This window comes from Micromonospora sp. RTP1Z1 (genome assembly GCF_033804685.1).
Lineage (GTDB): Bacteria > Actinomycetota > Actinomycetes > Mycobacteriales > Micromonosporaceae > Micromonospora.
This window is the reverse complement of sequence record NZ_JAPFQV010000003.1, coordinates 51,380-66,975: the sequence shown is the minus strand read 5'-3', so window position 1 is coordinate 66,975 and position 15,596 is coordinate 51,380. Positions and strand designations below refer to the sequence as shown.

The 15,596-nt window shown below is 73.5% G+C and carries 16 protein-coding genes and 4 pseudogenes; 6 read left to right on the top strand and 14 right to left on the bottom strand.

Annotation, left to right across the window (positions count from 1 at the left end; translation table 11 throughout):
• Positions 1 to 364: 364 nt before the first annotated feature.
• From SLP03_RS31480 to SLP03_RS02630, 3 genes and pseudogenes are all read left to right on the top strand, one after another.
• Positions 365 to 779: pseudogene (locus SLP03_RS31480) on the top strand (site-specific integrase); the annotation flags it as partial.
• A 197-nt stretch (positions 780 to 976) separates the two neighbouring features.
• Positions 977 to 1,480, top strand: a pseudogene (locus tag SLP03_RS31475) (tyrosine-type recombinase/integrase); the annotation flags it as partial.
• A gap of 91 nt (positions 1,481 to 1,571) precedes the next feature.
• The gene (locus SLP03_RS02630; RefSeq protein ID WP_319458863.1) at positions 1,572 to 2,753 is read left to right on the top strand and encodes an aminotransferase class V-fold PLP-dependent enzyme; all 1,182 of its coding nucleotides are present in this window, start codon (positions 1,572 to 1,574) and stop codon (positions 2,751 to 2,753) included.
• Positions 2,754 to 2,765: 12 nt separating this feature from the next.
• Here the strand turns inward: SLP03_RS02630 and SLP03_RS02625 are convergent.
• Positions 2,766 to 3,335 (bottom strand): annotated as a pseudogene (locus SLP03_RS02625) (murein hydrolase activator EnvC family protein); the annotation flags it as partial.
• Positions 3,336 to 3,494: 159 nt separating this feature from the next.
• On the opposite strand from SLP03_RS02625, the gene SLP03_RS02620 reads away from it, so the two are divergent.
• Both SLP03_RS02620 and SLP03_RS02615 read left to right on the top strand, forming a co-directional pair.
• Entirely contained in the window at positions 3,495 to 4,145 is a 651-nt protein-coding gene (locus tag SLP03_RS02620; RefSeq protein WP_319458862.1) for a class I SAM-dependent methyltransferase family protein, read from the top strand.
• 34 nt (positions 4,146 to 4,179) lie between these two features.
• Positions 4,180 to 5,286: a sulfite oxidase gene (locus SLP03_RS02615; protein WP_319458861.1), complete on the top strand. Its 1,107-nt coding sequence runs from the start codon at positions 4,180 to 4,182 to the stop codon at positions 5,284 to 5,286.
• Between the two features lie 58 nt (positions 5,287 to 5,344).
• On the opposite strand, the gene SLP03_RS02610 is transcribed toward SLP03_RS02615, so the two are convergent.
• The 12 genes and pseudogenes from SLP03_RS02610 to proS form a co-directional block, all read right to left on the bottom strand.
• On the bottom strand, positions 5,345 to 5,668 hold the full coding sequence (locus SLP03_RS02610) for a DUF2469 domain-containing protein (RefSeq protein WP_011905215.1): 324 nt from the start codon (positions 5,666 to 5,668) through the stop codon (positions 5,345 to 5,347).
• The gene (locus tag SLP03_RS02605; RefSeq protein WP_319458860.1) at positions 5,665 to 6,477 is read right to left on the bottom strand and encodes a ribonuclease HII; all 813 of its coding nucleotides are present in this window, start codon (positions 6,475 to 6,477) and stop codon (positions 5,665 to 5,667) included. Before SLP03_RS02605 ends, SLP03_RS02610 begins: the two co-directional genes overlap by 4 nt.
• Positions 6,471 to 6,959: an NUDIX hydrolase gene (locus SLP03_RS02600; RefSeq protein WP_319458859.1), complete on the bottom strand. Its 489-nt coding sequence runs from the start codon at positions 6,957 to 6,959 to the stop codon at positions 6,471 to 6,473. The genes SLP03_RS02605 and SLP03_RS02600 overlap by 7 nt, the downstream gene beginning before the upstream one ends.
• 48 nt (positions 6,960 to 7,007) lie before the next feature.
• On the bottom strand, positions 7,008 to 7,631 hold the full coding sequence (lepB, locus tag SLP03_RS02595) for a signal peptidase I (protein WP_319458858.1): 624 nt from the start codon (positions 7,629 to 7,631) through the stop codon (positions 7,008 to 7,010).
• Positions 7,632 to 7,640: 9 nt separating this feature from the next.
• A pseudogene (lepB, locus tag SLP03_RS02590) lies at positions 7,641 to 8,509 on the bottom strand (signal peptidase I).
• A 193-nt stretch (positions 8,510 to 8,702) separates the two neighbouring features.
• Entirely contained in the window at positions 8,703 to 9,059 is a 357-nt protein-coding gene (gene rplS / locus SLP03_RS02585; protein ID WP_319458857.1) for a 50S ribosomal protein L19, read from the bottom strand.
• A gap of 143 nt (positions 9,060 to 9,202) precedes the next feature.
• Positions 9,203 to 9,991: a tRNA (guanosine(37)-N1)-methyltransferase TrmD gene (gene trmD / locus SLP03_RS02580; RefSeq protein ID WP_319458856.1), complete on the bottom strand. Its 789-nt coding sequence runs from the start codon at positions 9,989 to 9,991 to the stop codon at positions 9,203 to 9,205.
• Positions 9,992 to 10,009: 18 nt separating this feature from the next.
• Positions 10,010 to 10,567 (bottom strand): ribosome maturation factor RimM, encoded by a 558-nt coding sequence (rimM, locus tag SLP03_RS02575; RefSeq protein WP_319458855.1) that lies wholly within the window; start codon positions 10,565 to 10,567, stop codon positions 10,010 to 10,012.
• Positions 10,567 to 10,827, bottom strand: a complete 261-nt coding sequence (locus SLP03_RS02570; RefSeq protein WP_030500803.1) for an RNA-binding protein — start codon at positions 10,825 to 10,827, stop codon at positions 10,567 to 10,569. Before SLP03_RS02570 ends, rimM begins: the two co-directional genes overlap by 1 nt.
• Complete coding sequence (gene rpsP, locus SLP03_RS02565; RefSeq protein WP_319458854.1) at positions 10,802 to 11,356, bottom strand: 30S ribosomal protein S16; 555 nt, start codon at positions 11,354 to 11,356, stop codon at positions 10,802 to 10,804. Before rpsP ends, SLP03_RS02570 begins: the two co-directional genes overlap by 26 nt.
• A gap of 239 nt (positions 11,357 to 11,595) precedes the next feature.
• Positions 11,596 to 12,216, bottom strand: a complete 621-nt coding sequence (locus tag SLP03_RS02560; protein WP_319458961.1) for a DUF402 domain-containing protein — start codon at positions 12,214 to 12,216, stop codon at positions 11,596 to 11,598.
• A gap of 49 nt (positions 12,217 to 12,265) precedes the next feature.
• Positions 12,266 to 13,672: a proline--tRNA ligase gene (gene proS, locus SLP03_RS02555; RefSeq protein ID WP_319458853.1), complete on the bottom strand. Its 1,407-nt coding sequence runs from the start codon at positions 13,670 to 13,672 to the stop codon at positions 12,266 to 12,268.
• Between the two features lie 127 nt (positions 13,673 to 13,799).
• On the opposite strand from proS, the gene SLP03_RS02550 reads away from it, so the two are divergent.
• Positions 13,800 to 14,366, top strand: coding sequence for a hypothetical protein (locus tag SLP03_RS02550; RefSeq protein WP_319458852.1), 567 nt, complete (start codon positions 13,800 to 13,802; stop codon positions 14,364 to 14,366).
• Positions 14,367 to 14,436: 70 nt separating this feature from the next.
• Here the strand turns inward: SLP03_RS02550 and SLP03_RS02545 are convergent, their stop codons facing one another.
• Entirely contained in the window at positions 14,437 to 15,516 is a 1,080-nt protein-coding gene (locus SLP03_RS02545; RefSeq protein ID WP_319458851.1) for an amidohydrolase family protein, read from the bottom strand.
• Positions 15,517 to 15,596: the final 80 nt, after the last annotated feature.

Here is a 15,596-nt window from a genome sequence, read left to right as displayed (position 1 = left end):
GCTGGCACCGTCCTCTTCGTACGACCAGTTTCCCCTGTCCAGGGCCCGGTCAGCCACCCCCTGACGGCGCGCCGACCCGTGGCCCCGGGCCGGCGGCCCGCAGCCACGCGGCGTGGGGAGGACGAGACGGTGGCGCGAGTGGAAGGCGGCACAGCGGGGAATGGCGACACGGGCCACGGACGGCAGGCGGAACGACGGCGCGCCGCGGCAGGACGACCGCCTGGTGCCCTGCCGTTGCGGGATCAGGCCCGTAGGCTGGGCCGGTGTCCGCCGACAGCAGGATCAGGCCCGCAGCGGCCTCCACCGGTGCCGACGAGCCGGTGAGGACACGACCCGGCGCACCGGCACCGGGCCGGAGCGGGCGATGAGCGGCGCTGGACGTGGCACCCGGGCAGCCCATGAGGGACTGCCGCCGGCGATGCGGGAGTCGGTGGACCACTTCGCCGATTATCTGGCGCGGGTACGCAACCGCTCCGCGCACACCGTGCGGGCCTACGTCACCGACCTGGTCTCGCTGCTCGACCACGCCGTCCGGATGGGCTGCGCCGACCTGGCCGAGCTGGACCTGGCGGTGCTGCGCAGCTGGTTGGCGAAGCAGCGGACGATGGGCGCCGCGCGGACCTCGCTGGCCCGCCGCGCCGCGTCGGCACGCACCTTCAGCGCCTGGGCGCATCGGTCGGGGCTGCTGCCCGCCGACGTGGCCGCCCCGCTGGCGAGCCCGAAGGCCCACCGCGAGTTGCCCACCGTGCTCCGCGCCGACCAGGCCGCCGCCCTGATGGCCGCCCCGTTCCGAACCGCAGCACCACCGGCGGGCGCCAAGCGGACCACCGCGCCGCCCGGAGCCGCCGACCGCACCGCCGGGCCGCCCGAGAGCGCGGACCGGACCGCCGCGCCGCCCGAGAGCGCGGACCGGACCGCCGCGCCGCCCGAGGCTGCCGACCCGGCCGCCGACCGGTCCGCGGCCGGTCCGGACGAGCCGGTGCTGCTGCGGGACCAGGTGCTGCTGGAACTGCTCTACGGCACCGGGATCCGGATCAGCGAGGCCTGCGGCCTGGGCCTCGCTGACGTTGACCACGGCCGTCGGGTGGTGCGGGTGCTGGGCAAGGGGGGCCGGGAACGCGCCGTGCCGTACGGGGTTCCGGCGCAGCGCGCGCTGGACGCGTGGCTGGGCCGGGGCAGACCTGCCCTGGCCGGCCCGGGCTCCGGAAGTGCGCTGCTGCTGGGCGCCCGGGGCGGGCGGCTGAACCCGACCACCGCGCGCCGGATCGTCGCCGGGTACGCCGAGCGGGCCGGCCTGCCCCGGACCAGCCCGCACGGACTGCGACACTCGGCCGCCACCCATCTGCTGGAGGGCGGGGCGGACCTGCGCGCGGTGCAGGAGCTGCTCGGCCACTCCTCGCTGGCCAGCACTCAGATCTACACGCACGTCTCGGTGGAACGGTTGCGTGCGGTGTACCGGCAGGCCCACCCGCGCGCCTGACCGACCCGGCGGGCCGCGCCGTCGATGGCCCGTCACCACCGGAGGACGCCGATCTTCGAGTTGATGATCGACGGCGGGCTACGATCGGCGGATGACGGTCCCGCAGCCGCCCGAGCCGATCCCCGGGGCTCGACTGCTCTTCTCGCTCGACCCGTCCGTCAGTCATCTCAACCACGGCTCGTTCGGCGCGGTCCCGATCGGGGTGCAGCGGGCCCAGCAGCGGCTGCGCGACGAGATGGAGGCGAACCCGCTGCGCTTCTTCACCCAGGGCCTGGTCGACCGGATCGCCCACACCCGCCGGCACCTGGCCGGCTTCCTGGGAGCCGACCCCGACGGCACCGCGCTGGTCGGCAACGCGACCACGGGCGTGGCGGTGGTGCTCCAGTCGCTCGGACTGCGGCCCGGCGACGAGGTACTGACCACGGACCACGGGTACGGCGCGGTCGGCTTCTCCGTGCAGCGGGAGTGCCGACGCACCGGGGCGACGCACCGGACCCTGCACGTGCCGCTGACCGCCGACGACGAGGAAGTCGTCGAGATCGTCCGGTCCGGGCTGCGCCCGGGACGGACCAAGCTGCTGGTGGTCGACCAGCTCACCTCCGCCACCGCCCGGCTCTTCCCGGCCGCCGCCGTGGTCGGGGTGGCCCGCGAGCGCGGCGTGCCCGTGCTGGTCGACGCGGCGCACGCTCCGGGGATGCTGCCGATCAGCGTGGCCTCCATCGGCGCCGACTTCTGGGTCGGCAACCTGCACAAGTGGGCGTACGCGCCGCGAGGGACCGCCGTGCTGGTGGTCGCGGAGCCATGGCGGGAGCGGATCGAGCCGCTGGTCGTCTCCTGGGAGCAGGAGGCCGGCTTCCCCGCCCGGGTCGAGTGGCAGGCGACGCTGGACTACACCGCCTGGCTGGCCGCCCCGGCGGGGCTGTTCACCCTGCGCAGTCTGGGCCTGGACCGGGTACGCGCGCACAACGCCGCGCTCGCCGCGTACGGGCAGCGGGTGGTCGGCGACGCCCTCGGGGTGGCGCCGGCCGACCTGCCGGAGCCCGGCGGACCGACGGTGTCCATGCGGCTCATCCCGCTGCCGCCCGGCGTCGCCACCACGATGGACGCGGCGAAGGCGCTGCGGACCCGGATCGCGGAGCGGCTCGCCGCCGAGGTGGCGGTCATGACCTGGCTCGACCGGGGCTGGCTGCGGCTCTGCGGCCAGGTCTACAACACCCCCGACGAGTACGACCGGCTGGCGGTCCGGCTCCCCGCGCTGCTCGCCCAGGGCTGAGCCGCGGCCGTCGCCGTCGACCGGGAGCAGCCGGACGGGTCCCGGGCCGAGCAGGGCCAGCGGGTCGAGGTACTCCTCGCCCCGCCGCAGCCCCCAGTGCAGGCACGCCGCGGCGGGGCAGCCGGGGTGGCCGGCGAGCAGGGTGCCGATCGGCGTACCGGCGGCCACCCGGGCACCGGCCGCCGGCCCCGGGCGTACCGGTTCGTAGGTGGTCCGCAGCCCGTCGCCGTGCCCGACGGTGACCACCGGGCGCCCGGCCACCGTACCGGCGAAGAGCACCACGCCCGCGCCCGCCGACCGGACCTCGACGCCCGCGGCGGCGGCCAGGTCGACGCCGCGGTGACCGGGCAGCCAGGGCTCGGGCGGCGGGTCGAACCGGCGCACCGGCCGGGGTGTGCCGGCGAGCGGCCACCGGAACCGCGGCCCGGCCCGCGGCGCCCCTCCCCACGGCAGGGCGGAGCCCGGCGGAGCACCACCGGCCCGGAAAATCCCTCCCGACGGGAGGACTGCCGTCGACCCGGCAGCAGGGGCGGGCACCGTCGGAAGGATCAGCAGGAGGCCGAGGGCCACCGGTGCCAGCACTGTTCGCACGGCGGGAGCCTGCTCCCGGGGGCGGTCGCCGCGCCACCACCGCCACCGCCGACTGTGGACGGCGGCCCGGCTGTGGACAGGCCCCGGCGGCGGAGTCGATCTGCTATGCGACCGCACCGTTCGGTGCCCGCCACCGCCTATGCTGAGCCGGTGACGCCGGACTGGTACGCCTGGCACGACGACTACGACCAGCCAGGCTCGGCCCTGTCCCGACGCCTGACCGAGCTGCGGCTGCGCATCGGCGAGGCGCTGGACCAGGCCCCACCCGGCACGCTCCGGGTGGTCAGCCTCTGCGCCGGCCAGGGACGGGACCTGATCCCGGTGCTCGCGGCGCATCCCCGGCGGGACGACGTGATCGCCTGCCTGGTGGAGCTGGGCCCCCGCAACGCCGAGGTGGCCCGGGCGGCCGCGGCGGCGGCCGGCCTGTCGGCGGTGCAGGTGGTGGTCGGGGACGCGGCGCTGACCGACCACTACGCCGGCCTCGTTCCGGCGAACCTCGTCCTGGTCTGCGGGATCTTCGGCAACATCGTCGACGCCGACATCCGGGCCACGGTCCGGCACTGCGCCGCTCTCTGCGCCACCGGCGGGACGGTCTTCTGGACCCGGAATCGCCGCGAGCCGGACCTGGTGCCCACCATCTGCGACTGGTTCGCCGAGGAGGGCTTCACCCCGGTGGCGGTGAGCAGCCCGGCCGACGGGGTGGGGGTGGGCGTGCACCGCTTCACCGGTCAGCCCCGGCCGCTGCCGGCCGGCGTGACGATGTTCGAGTTCGTCGGCCACGACCGGATCACCCGCCCGTGACCGGGCCTCAGCCCACCGACCACCGGGAGCAGAGATGACCACTGTGGACGACGTCAGCCGGCCGTCCCGGATCGCCGGGCCGGACGAGGCGATCAGCCCGGAGGAGCTGCAACTCGCCGCGCGCAACCACGGGATCCCTCTCGAAGCGCTGCGCTACGACGTCACCCCGGCCGGTCTGCACTACCTGCTCATCCACTACGACATCCCGGACGTCGACCCGGTGGCGCACACGCTGACCGTCGACGGGGCGGTGGACCGGCCGGTGAGCCTCGACCTGGCCGCGCTGCGGGACCGTCCCAGGGTCACCCACCGGGTGACCCTGGAGTGCGCCGGCAACGGACGGGCGCTGCTGCAGCCGCGGCCGGTCAGCCAACCCTGGCTGGTGGAGGCGGTCGGCAACGCCGAGTGGACCGGCACGCCGCTGGCGCCGCTGCTGCGCGAGGCGGGCCTGTCCGCCGACGCGGTGGACGTGGTCTTCACCGGCGCCGACCATGGCGTCGAGCGGGGCGTCGAGCAGGACTACCAGCGGGCCCTGCCGGTGCCGGACGCGCTGCGCGAGGAGGTGCTGCTGGCGTACGAGATGAACGGCGCTCCCCTGCTGCCGCAGCACGGCGCGCCGCTGCGGCTGATCGTGCCCGGCTGGTACGGCATGGCGCACGTGAAGTGGCTGCGGAACATCCGGGTGCTGACCGAGCCGTTCGACGGCTACCAGAACGCGGTGGCGTACCGGCTGCGGAACGAGGCCGACGACCCGGGCGTGCCGGTGACCCGGATCGAGCCCCGCGCCCTGGTCCGCCCGCCGGGCTTCCCGGACTTCATGACGCGTACCCGGGTGCTGCGTCCGGGTCCGTGCACCGTGGACGGTCGTGCCTGGTCGGGACACGCACCGGTCACCGCGGTCGAGGTGACCACCGACGGTGGCGCGAGCTGGGCGGCGGCCCGGCTGGACGAGCCGAGCGGCGGAGACTGGGCGTGGCGGCGGTGGCACTTCGACTGGCCCCCGGAGCCGGGACGGTACGTGCTGGGCGCCCGGGCCACGGACGCCTCCGGACGCCGCCAGCCGGTCGAGCAGTCGTGGAACCGGGGCGGCTTCGCCAACAACCTGGTGCAGCGGGTCGAGGTGGTGGTCCTGGCGGGGTGAGCGCGGTGCGGCCGGATCCGCCCGGGCCGGGCGGATCAGCTGCGGCGGACGGAACCCGTCAGCTGCCGAATCCGGAGTCTGCGGGAAGGGAGATGTCCGGCTTTTCGAGCTCTTCCACATTGACGTCCTTGAACGTCATTACCCGGACGTTCTTGACGAAACGGGCAGGGCGGTACATGTCCCACACCCAGGCGTCGTGCATCTCGACCTCGAAGTAGACCTCGCCGTCCGAGTTGCGCACGTGCAGGTCGACCTGGTTGGCCAGGTAGAAACGGCGCTCGGTCTCCACCACGTAGGAGAATTGGCGGACAATGTCGCGGTACTCCCGGTAGAGCTGCAGCTCCATCTCGGTCTCGTACTTCTCGAGATCTTCCGCGCTCATCGCACTCCGCCTTCCATGACCACATCTTCCCCCACCGGCGCCGGAGGTCGAGGCTGCTCGCCCAACGCCACGCCGACGGTACCCCCTGACGCGCCGGAGCGCTCAATCGGCTCGTCCGGGCCCTCCACGACCGGACGGCGGGACCGGGGCGGCCGCCCGTCCCGACCGGAGATCGTGGCCACGTTGACGTACGAGAAGCGGTGCTCCCGGCACGGCCCGTGCTCCCGCAGGGCCGCCGTGTGCTCGGCCGTGATGTAGCCCTTGTGCTCGGCGAAGCCGTACCTGGGGTACCGGCCGTCCAGCTCGACCATGATCCGGTCCCGGGTGACCTTGGCCAGCACGCTCGCCGCCGCCACGCAGGCGGCCACCTGGTCACCCTTCCAGACCGCCAGCCCCGGCACGTCCAGCCCGTCGACGCCGAAGCCGTCGGTCAGCACGTACTCCGGCCGGGTGGTCAGCGACGCGAGGGCCCGCCGCATCGCGGCCACGTTGCACACATGCAGCCCGCGCGCGTCGACCTCCTCGGCCGGGATGACCACCACCGCGTACGCGAGGGCGCGGGCGACCACCTCGCCGTAGATCCGCTCTCGGCTGGCCGGGGTGAGCAGCTTGGAGTCGGCCAGCCCGTCGATCTCGCCGCGCCGCCCCTCCGGCAACACCGCGGCGGCGGCCACCAGCGGTCCGGCGCAGGCGCCTCGACCGGCCTCGTCGGCGCCGGCCACGTGCCGGAAGCCCCGCCGTTGCAGGGCGCGCTCGAGTGCGTAGAGGCCGCCGTCGCGGCGCACCACGGTGCGCGGGGGCGTCAGCACGGCGTACTCCCGGCGGCGGCCGGCCGGTCGGCGGCGAGCGACCTGGTCAGCACCGCCGGCAGGTCCTGCGGGTAGTAGCGCTCGTCGGTGCCGGCCAGCTCGTCCAGGGACCACCAGCGGTGGCCCGTGACACTGGCCCGCTCGATCTCGTCGAAGCCCGCCGTGTCCACCTCCCAGTCCGGGACGCGGACCAGGAAGAACTCCTGCTCCTGCCGGTACCAGACCCCGTCGAACGGGAACTCGACCGTCTCGGCCCACACCGGTGGACCCAGCTCGGCGGGGGTGAGCCGCAGCCCGGTCTCCTCGGCCAGCTCGCGGGCCGCGCCGTCGGCCGGGCTCTCTCCCGGGTCGAGCCCACCACCGGGGGTGAACCAGTAGGCGTGGCCCGGTCGGGCGGGGTCGGTGCCGGCGAAGAGCAGCACCCGGCCGGCCGCGTCGACGAGCAGCACCCGGGCCGCGCGACGAGGGGTGTAGACGGTCACCGCCCAAGCCTGCCAGACGGCTCCGACGAACGCCCACGCCGTCCGGGGTCAGGGATTGGGAATCCCGTCGAACTGCTTCGGGACGGTGAGCCAGGTCGCCCGGTTGACCGGCCAGAAGACGGTGAACGCCCGCCCGACGACCTGGTCCTCGGGGATGGTGGCCTCGGTGATGTCCTGCCCGGACTGCTGCCAGTGCTCCAGCGAGTCGCCGGAGGCCTCCCGGTGGTCACCCATCACCCAGAGCCGATCCCGCGGCACGGTGATGTCGAAATCCTGGTCCGCCGGCTTGTTCCCGGGAAAGATGAACGGCTCGTCCAGCGACCGGCCGTTGATGACCAGCCGGTCCTGGGCGTCGCAGCAGACCACGTGGTCGCCGCTGACCCCGATCACCCGCTTGATGAAGTCCTCGCCCTCCGGGTTGCCGCTCCACGCGGTGGGTGCCTTGAAGACGATCACCTCGCCCCGGTGCGGCGACCGGAAGTCGTAGACCAGCTTGTTGACCAGCACCCGATCGTCGATCTTGAGAGTGTTCTCCATGGACGGCGAGGGGATGAAGAAGGTCTGCAGCACGAAGGCACGCACCAGCACTGCGACCAGGATCGCCACGCCCAGGAGGATGGGCAGCTCCTTCCAGAAGGAACTGCGAGGTTTCTCGGTCTGCTCGTCAATCACGGGAGGAGCCTACGACGCCGGGCACGCGGGGGTCGCCCGGAACGCGCGAGAACGGAGAGGGCCGCCGTGACCGGGAGGATCAGGACGACGCCGCCCACCGGGTCGGGGTCGACGAGGGCCGGCCCGGCCGGCGCGCCGTCCGCCCGGGGCAGGCTGGAGAAGGTGTCCGGCACGGGCAGCGAGGTCCACCGCTCGGAGGGCCAGACGATCATGAAGGCCCGGCCCACCACGTTGCCGATCGGCACCGGACCCTGACAGCGGGCGTCCTGGGAGACCAGCCGATGGTCACCCATCACGAAGATCTGCCCGGCCGGCACGACGACCTCGGTGAACTGCCGGGACCGGCACTCCTTCGGGTTCGGCGGCAGCTCGGCCGGCGAATCCTCGGACACGTACGCCCGCTCGTCCAGCGGTATGCCGTTGACCACGACCCGGCCCTTGTCGCAGCACCAGACCTTGTCCCCGGGGATCCCGATGACCCGCTTGATGAAGTCCTTCTCGCCGGGGCGGCTGACCCCGACCAGATCGCCGAGGGTGCGGCCGACCTTCCCGGCGAGGCCGGCCGGCGGCGCCGGGGTCTCCTGGGCGACCCACTTGTCGGTGCCGCGGAAGACCACCACCTCGCCGCGCACCGGATCCCGGACGTCGTAGATGACCTTGTTGACCAGCACCCGGTCGCCGATCAGCAGAGTGTTCTCCATCGACCCCGAGGGGATGAAGAACGCCTGGAGCAGGAAGGTGCGGATCAGCACGGCGAGGCAGAAGGCGACGATCAGGAGCAGGGGCAACTCCTGCCAGAGGGGCATCTGCCGCCTGGTGCGCCGGGCCCGCCGGCGCCACGGATCGACGGTGCCGTCCTCGTCAAGCATCTGCACCATGCCACTCTCCGGTCCGCAGAAACGACACTACCGCCCGGGAGCCTCGTCGTGAGACCCCGCGGGCGGTAGTGGACTGCTGTGCCGCGCGATACACCGCTGCGGCGTCGCTGCCCTTCTGCGCCCGTACGACCAGGGTAATGCGATCCGGTCGATACGACATCCGCGCAGTTCAGGCGGCGTGGCGGGCGGTGGTTCAGCTGGACTGCTTCTCGCGCAGCTCCTTGATCTTGGCCTTCTTGCCGCGCAGCTCGCGCAGGTAGTACAGCTTGGCGCGGCGGACGTCACCGCGGGTCACGACCTCGATCCGGTCGATGCCCGGGCTGTTGATCGGGTAGGTCCGCTCCACACCGACACCGAAGCTGACCTTGCGGACCGAGAAGGTCTCGCGCAGACCGTCACCCTGGCGGCGGATGACGACGCCCTGGAAGATCTGGACACGGGACCGGTTGCCCTCGACGACCCGCGCGTGCACCTTCACGGTGTCACCGGCACGGAAGTCGGGGAGGTCGACCCGCTTCGACTGGGCGTCAAGAGCGTCCAGGATGTTCATCGCTGTGTCCTCGTGAGGCTCACGGCGCACCGTCAGTCGGTGCGCGGATGGGTGATTCTGATCCCCGGGTGGTGGCCGACGCGCCGGCTCCGGTCGGGGATCCTCGCAGCCGCCCGCGGGCGCGGGCGGATGCGGCAACCCCTCTACTCTGCCACATCCTCCGGCGACGGCTGAAATCCGCCCCGGTCCACCGCGGCCCGGTCCCGCTTGTCCAGGCTCTCCGGTGGCAGCGCGGCGATCATGTCGGGTCGGCGCGCGGCCGTCCGGGTCAGCGCCTCGTCCCGCCGCCAGCGGGCGATCCGCCCGTGGTCACCGGAGCGGAGCACCTCCGGCACCTCGTGCCCGCGCCAGCTCGCTGGCTTGGTGTACATCGGCGCCTCGAGCAGCCCGTGGGCGTGCGACTCCTCGTCCAGCGAGCCGGCGTTGCCGAGCACCCCGGGCAGCAGCCTGGTCACCGCCTCCAGGATCACCAGCACCGCGACCTCGCCACCGAACAGCACGTAGTCGCCGAGGGAGACCTCGGTCACCCGCATCCGGGTGGACGCGTGGTCGAGCACCCGCTGGTCGATGCCCTCGTACCGGCCGCAGGCGAAGAGCAGGTGCGACTCGGCGGCCAACTCGTGCGCCATGGCCTGGGTGAACCGGACGCCGGCCGGCGAGGGCACCAGCAGCCGGGGCAGCGTGTGGCCGTCCGGGCTGAGCTCGTCGGGGGCCAGGGCGTCCAACGCCTCACCCCACGGTTCCGGCCGCATCACCATGCCGGGGCCGCCGCCGTAGGGCGTGTCGTCGACCGTGCGGTGCACGTCGTGGGTCCAATTCCGCAGATCGTGTACGGCCAGCCGCAGCGTGCCGTTCGCCCGGGCCTTGCCGATCAGCGACAGGTCCAGCGGGGCGAAGTACTCCGGGAAGATCGACACGATGTCGACGCGCATGGGGGGTGCTCCGGCGGTCTAGAGATCGAGCAGACCGGCGGGCGGGTCGACGACGACGCGACCGCCGGCGAGGTCGACCTCGGGCACGATCGCCTTGACGAACGGGATCAACGCGGTACGCCCCTCGGAACGGCGCACCACCAGCAGGTCGGACGCGGGAGCGTGATCGATCCTGGCCACCTCGCCCACCCGCTCGCCGGCCGGGGTGACCACGGCGAGACCGACCAGCTGGTGGTCGTGGAACTCCTCCGGGTCCTCCGGCGACGCGACGTCGCCGCTGTCGACCGTGAGCAGGGTGCCGCGCAGCGCCTCGGCGACGTCCCGCTCCAGCACGCCCTCGAAGGCCACCAACAGCCGGCCCTGGTGCCAGCGCACCGCCTCGATGGTCAGCTCGGCCGGCACCTGGAATGGCACGCCCGGACCGGACGCCGGGTTGGCCGGGGGTGTCACCCCCGGCTCGGTGCGCAGCACCGACCCGGGGGTGAACCGTGCTTCGGGCTCATCGGTCCGCACCTCCACGGTGACCTCACCGCGGAGCCCGTGCGGCTTGCCGATCCTGCCGACGACGAGAAGCATCAGTACGAGTCGACGATGTCGACGCGTACTCCACGCCCGCCGATGGAGCCGATCACCTGGCGCAGTGCCTTGGCGGTCCGGCCGGACCGCCCGATCACCGTGCCGAGGTCCTCCGGGTGCACGCGGACCTCGAGCCGCTTGCCCCGACGGGAATCGACCATCCGCACCCGGACGTCGTCCGGGTGGTCGACGATCCCCTTGACCAGGTGCTCCAGGGCGGGACGCAGCGCCATGTCAGGCCTGCTCGCCGGACTCGGCACCGGTCTGCTCCGCGGCCTTCGGCGCCTCAGCCTCGGCCGGGGCGGCCTCCGCCTTCGGAGCCTCCGCCCTGGGAGCCTCCGCCTTCGGAGCCTCCGCCTTGGGAGCCTCCGCCTTCGGAGCCTCCGCCTTGGGAGCCTCCGCCTTGGCGGCCTTCTTGGCCGGCTTGGCCGGGGTCTCCGGAGCCAGGCCGGCGGCAGCCTTCGCCTCGGCCTCGTACGCCGCCTTGCGGTCGGCCCGCTCCGGGGCGACCTTCAGCGGCGGCGGGGCCGGCAGGCCCTTGTACTTCTGCCAGTCACCGGTCAGCTCCAGCAGACGCTGCACCGCCTCGCTCGGCTGCGCGCCGACGGAGAGCCAGTACTGAACCCGCTCCGACTTGACCACGATCACCGAAGGGTCTTCCTTCGGCTGGTACACGCCCACGAACTCGATCGCGCGACCGTCACGCTTGGTGCGCGAGTCGGCGACGACGATGCGGTACTGCGGGTTGCGGATCTTGCCCATCCGCAGGAGCCGGATCTTTACGGCCACAGTTGTTTCGCTCCTGTTGCGATCTCACTGCCCGGTACGGGCGGTGCATGGGTGAGCGCCAACCGGCCCAGTGGGGTTTGGGACGGAGACCACTCGATGGACTGGCGACGCGCCCGGGTTAGAGGGCGCCGGACGCGCGCCGGATACCAACGAACCATTCTGCCAGATCCGGCGCGGATCTCTCACACCGGACCCGGACAGGTCACCCAAGCTGCGCGGCCGGGTGACGGAGGACACCGTCAGCGGACCGGCGGACGGTCCCAGCCGAGCGGCAGTTCGTCCGGTACGCCCCATTCTGCCGGCGGGGTGAAGTCGCACCAGGTGCCGTCGAAGGGGAAGGCACCGGCCTCGGCGAGGACGATCACCCGCTCCCCCTCCACCCGGACCGCCTTCTCGTCGGCCACCCAGTAGTCGTCGGGGAAGGCGAGGCGTTCGACGAACTCCTCCTCGTCCTTCCACTCCCAGCGGCGGTCCGGCCGGACCAGCACGTCCAGGTCCTGGTCCACCACGTCGACCCCGGCCACCGGACCGTCGTCCCAGCGGATGCCCGGTTCCTCCAGGTTGACGTACCAGTGGGAGAAACCGTCCCGGGCGTCCCGGAACCACCAGACCGAGTGGGCCGCCCCGGTGGGCAGGAACTTCAGCAGCCCCGGCCCGTTCCACCGGCCGAGCGCGAGCCGGTAGGAGGTGCCCACCCACTCGGTGAACGGCATCGCCCGCATGCCCCGCCCGTCGGCGGCGACCTCGTTCGCCACCGGCGAGCCCGGGGCCAGCCAGAGCAGCAGGCCCCGGTCGTCGTCGAGCACCACCCGGGCCGGCCGGACCCAACCGATCCGGCCGTTCCGCACGTTCCGGTGCATGATCAGCCGGCCCGGCGTGAACCGGGCGACGGGGCCGCCGGGTCGCACCTCAGTAGGCGCGGGCGAGGATGGCGACCAGGTCGGACTCGTCCTCCGAGTCCGGCACCGAGCCGTCGGCACGCAGCAGGCACCGGACCGTCACGCCCTGGCCGTTCGCCTCCGCCTCGCCCTGGACGCCGACCGCCGACCACGGCACCTTGGCCCAGCCGGTGGCCGCCGCCTCGATCGCCTCCGCGAGGGTCGACACCTCGACGGTGCGGGACCGGCGGTGGGCCAGGGCCTGGTCGTGCAGCGTCCGCTGGTCGGCCCCCAGGGCGGCGAGGACCGCGCCGACCACGTCGGCGACCGGCGTCGGGGACTTCGAGCCGTCCGTACGCCGGACCACCACCGCGTTGCCGGCGGCCAGGTCGCGGGGGCCGACCTCGACACGTACCGGATAGCCGCGCAGCTCGGCGTCGACGGCCCGGCGGCCGAACGGGGTGTCGGTGCGGTCGTCGAGCGCGACCCGGACGCCGGCGTCGCGCAGCCCGTCGCGGAGCTTGGCCGCCGCCTCGCCGACGCCCTCGCCGGACTTGACCACCATCACGTACGCCTGGATCGGCGCCAGCCTCGGCGGCACCCGCAGCCCGTTGTCGTCGCCGTGGGCCATGATCAGGCCGCCGAGCATCCGGGTCGAGGTGCCCCAGGAGGTGGTCCAGGCGTGCTCCCGGCCGCCCTCGGCCGAGGAGTAGCTGATGTCGAACGCCTTGGCGAAGTTCTGCCCCAGCTCGTGACTGGTGCCCAGCTGGAGTGCCTTGCCGTCACCCATCATGCCTTCGCAGGTGTAGGTGGCGGTCGCGCCGGCGAAGCGCTCCCGGGTGGTCTTCAGGCCGACCACCACCGGGATGCCGAGGACGTTGACCATCAGGTCCTCGTACGCCTCGTGCAGGATCCGGCGGGCGTAGGCGCGGGCGTCCTCGCGGGTCGCGTGCGCGGTGTGCCCCTCCTGCCAGAGGAACTCGCTGGTGCGCAGGAAGATCCGGGGGCGCAGCTCCCAGCGGACCACGTTGGCCCACTGGTTGAGCAGCAGCGGCAGATCGCGGTACGAGTCGATCCACTTGGCCATGAACTCGCCGATCACCGTCTCGCTGGTGGGGCGTACCACCACCGGCTCGGCGAGCTTCTTGCCACCACCGTGGGTGACCACGGCCAGCTCCGGCGAGAAGCCCTCGACGTGCTGGGCCTCGCGCTTGAGGTAGCTCTCCGGGATGAAGAGCGGGAAGTACGCGTTCTCCGCGCCGGCCGCCTTGATCCGGGCGTCCATCTCGGCCTGCATCCGCTCCCAGATGGCGTAGCCGGCCGGTCGGATCACCATGGTCCCCCGGACCGGGCCGTTGTCGGCCAACTTCGCCTTGGCGATCAGGTCCTGGTACCAGCGGGGAAAGTCTTCCGCACGGGGTGTGAGCACGCGAGCCATGACCGCACATCCTATGCGCCGCCCGCCGGGCCGCCGCGCTCGGGCGCGCCCGGGCCTCGGGAGCACCGTCCAGGCGGGCGCGCGCGGGGCAGCGGAACGGGCCCCGCGGTGATTAGCATCTGCGGCCATGTCCCCGCTGCGCTCCCTGTTCGGCCGCGCCTCCGGGCCGGCCCCGCTGCCGTATCCGCCCACCTCGCCGGAGGGGCTGACCGCCCGCTGGGTGCGCTGGGTGGCGGCGCACGGGCCGACGAAGAACCCGGTCCGTGACACCACCGGCGAGCACGCCGGGCACCACCAGCCGGACGACGGGTGGTTCCTGGCCGGCACCGACGGCGGGTCGGTGACCCGGCGCTGCGCGGTGCCCACCGGCCGGCCGCTGTTCTTCCCGGCGTTCAACATGTGGCAGTTCCCGGCTGGCCCGGGCGAGGTGCCGGTGGTGTCCCGGGCGACCGGGCACGCGCAGCTCGACGGGGTGCCGCTGCCACTGGCGACGGTCGGCACTCCGACCCCGTTCGAGGTACGCGGCGCGCTCGGCAACGGGGTGACGTCCACTTCCCATCCGACGCCGGTCACCTGCTGGGGCCTCTGGGTCAGCCTCCCGCCGCTGGCCCCCGGCGCCCACGAGCTGACCTTCGGCGGCAGCGACGGCGGCGGCTTCTGGGTGGAGGCGCAGTACCGCCTCTTCGTGAGCTGAGCCGTCCGACCGCCCGAAGGCTTCCGGGCACCATGGGCGAACCCAGGGACTCGGCCCGCCAGGGGCGGGATCAGCGGATGACGGTGCCGCGGAGGACGATGCGGGACGGGGTGCGGACCACGCGGAGGTCGCGGCGCGGGTCCTCCGGGTAGACGACCAGGTCGGCGAGGCCGCCCTCGACCAGGCCGGGAAAGCCGAGCCACGCCCGGGCGCCCCAGGAGGCGGCGGCGAGGACGTCCAGGGTGGACATGCCGGCCTGCTCGTGCAGCAGCAGCATCTCCTCGGCGGCGAGCCCGTGGTCGATCCCACCGCCCGCGTCGGTGCCGACGTAGATCGGCACGCCCGCCTCGTAGGCGGCCCGGACCACCTCGGGGAAGCGGTCGCGCAGGGCGAGCATGTGGTCGGCGTACCCGGGGAATCTGGCCCGGGCCTGCTCGGCGATGTCACCGAAGGTCCGGATGTTGATCATCGTGGGGATCAGCGCGGTGCCCTGCCGGGCCATCAGGTCGACCAGGTCGAGGCTCAGCCCGGTGCCGTGCTCCACCGAGTCCACCCCGGCCCGCACCATGATCTCCACGGCCGACTCGGAGAAGGTGTGCACGGCGGCGCGTACCCCGGCGGCGTGCGCGGCCGCGACGGCGGCGGTCATGGTGTCGGCGTCCCAGGCCGGCGCGAGGTCGCCCACGCCCCGGTCGATCCAGTCGCCGACCAGCTTGACCCAGCCGTTGCCGGCGGCGGCCTGCGCCGCCACCGTCGCGGCCACCTCCGCCGCGCCGACCTCCACGCCGATGTCGCGCAGGTAGCGCTTCGGCGGCGCGACGTGCCGTCCCGCGCGGGCTAGCCGCGGCAGGTCCGGCTCGTCGTCCAACTCGGGATACGGGTACGGCGAGCCGGCGTCCCGGATCGCGAGCACCCCGGCGTCCCGGTCGGTGCGGGCCAGCTCGCGGGCCTGGTCGAGGGAGGTGATGGGGGCGCCACCGCGGGCGATGCCGATGTGGCAGTGCGCGTCGGTCAGCCCCGGCAGCACGAAGCCGCCGTCAGCCACCGTCTCCGCGCCCGGCACCGGTTCGAAGGTGACCCGGTCGTCGACCAGCCAGAGATCCCGGACCTCGTCGTCCGGCAGGAGCACACCGCGCACATGCAGAGCCATGAGCACAGTCCTACCGGATCACTCCGCGTCCCGCGCGAGCAGCCCGGCTTGCCGGCTCCGGAAACGACGGCGGCCCCGCC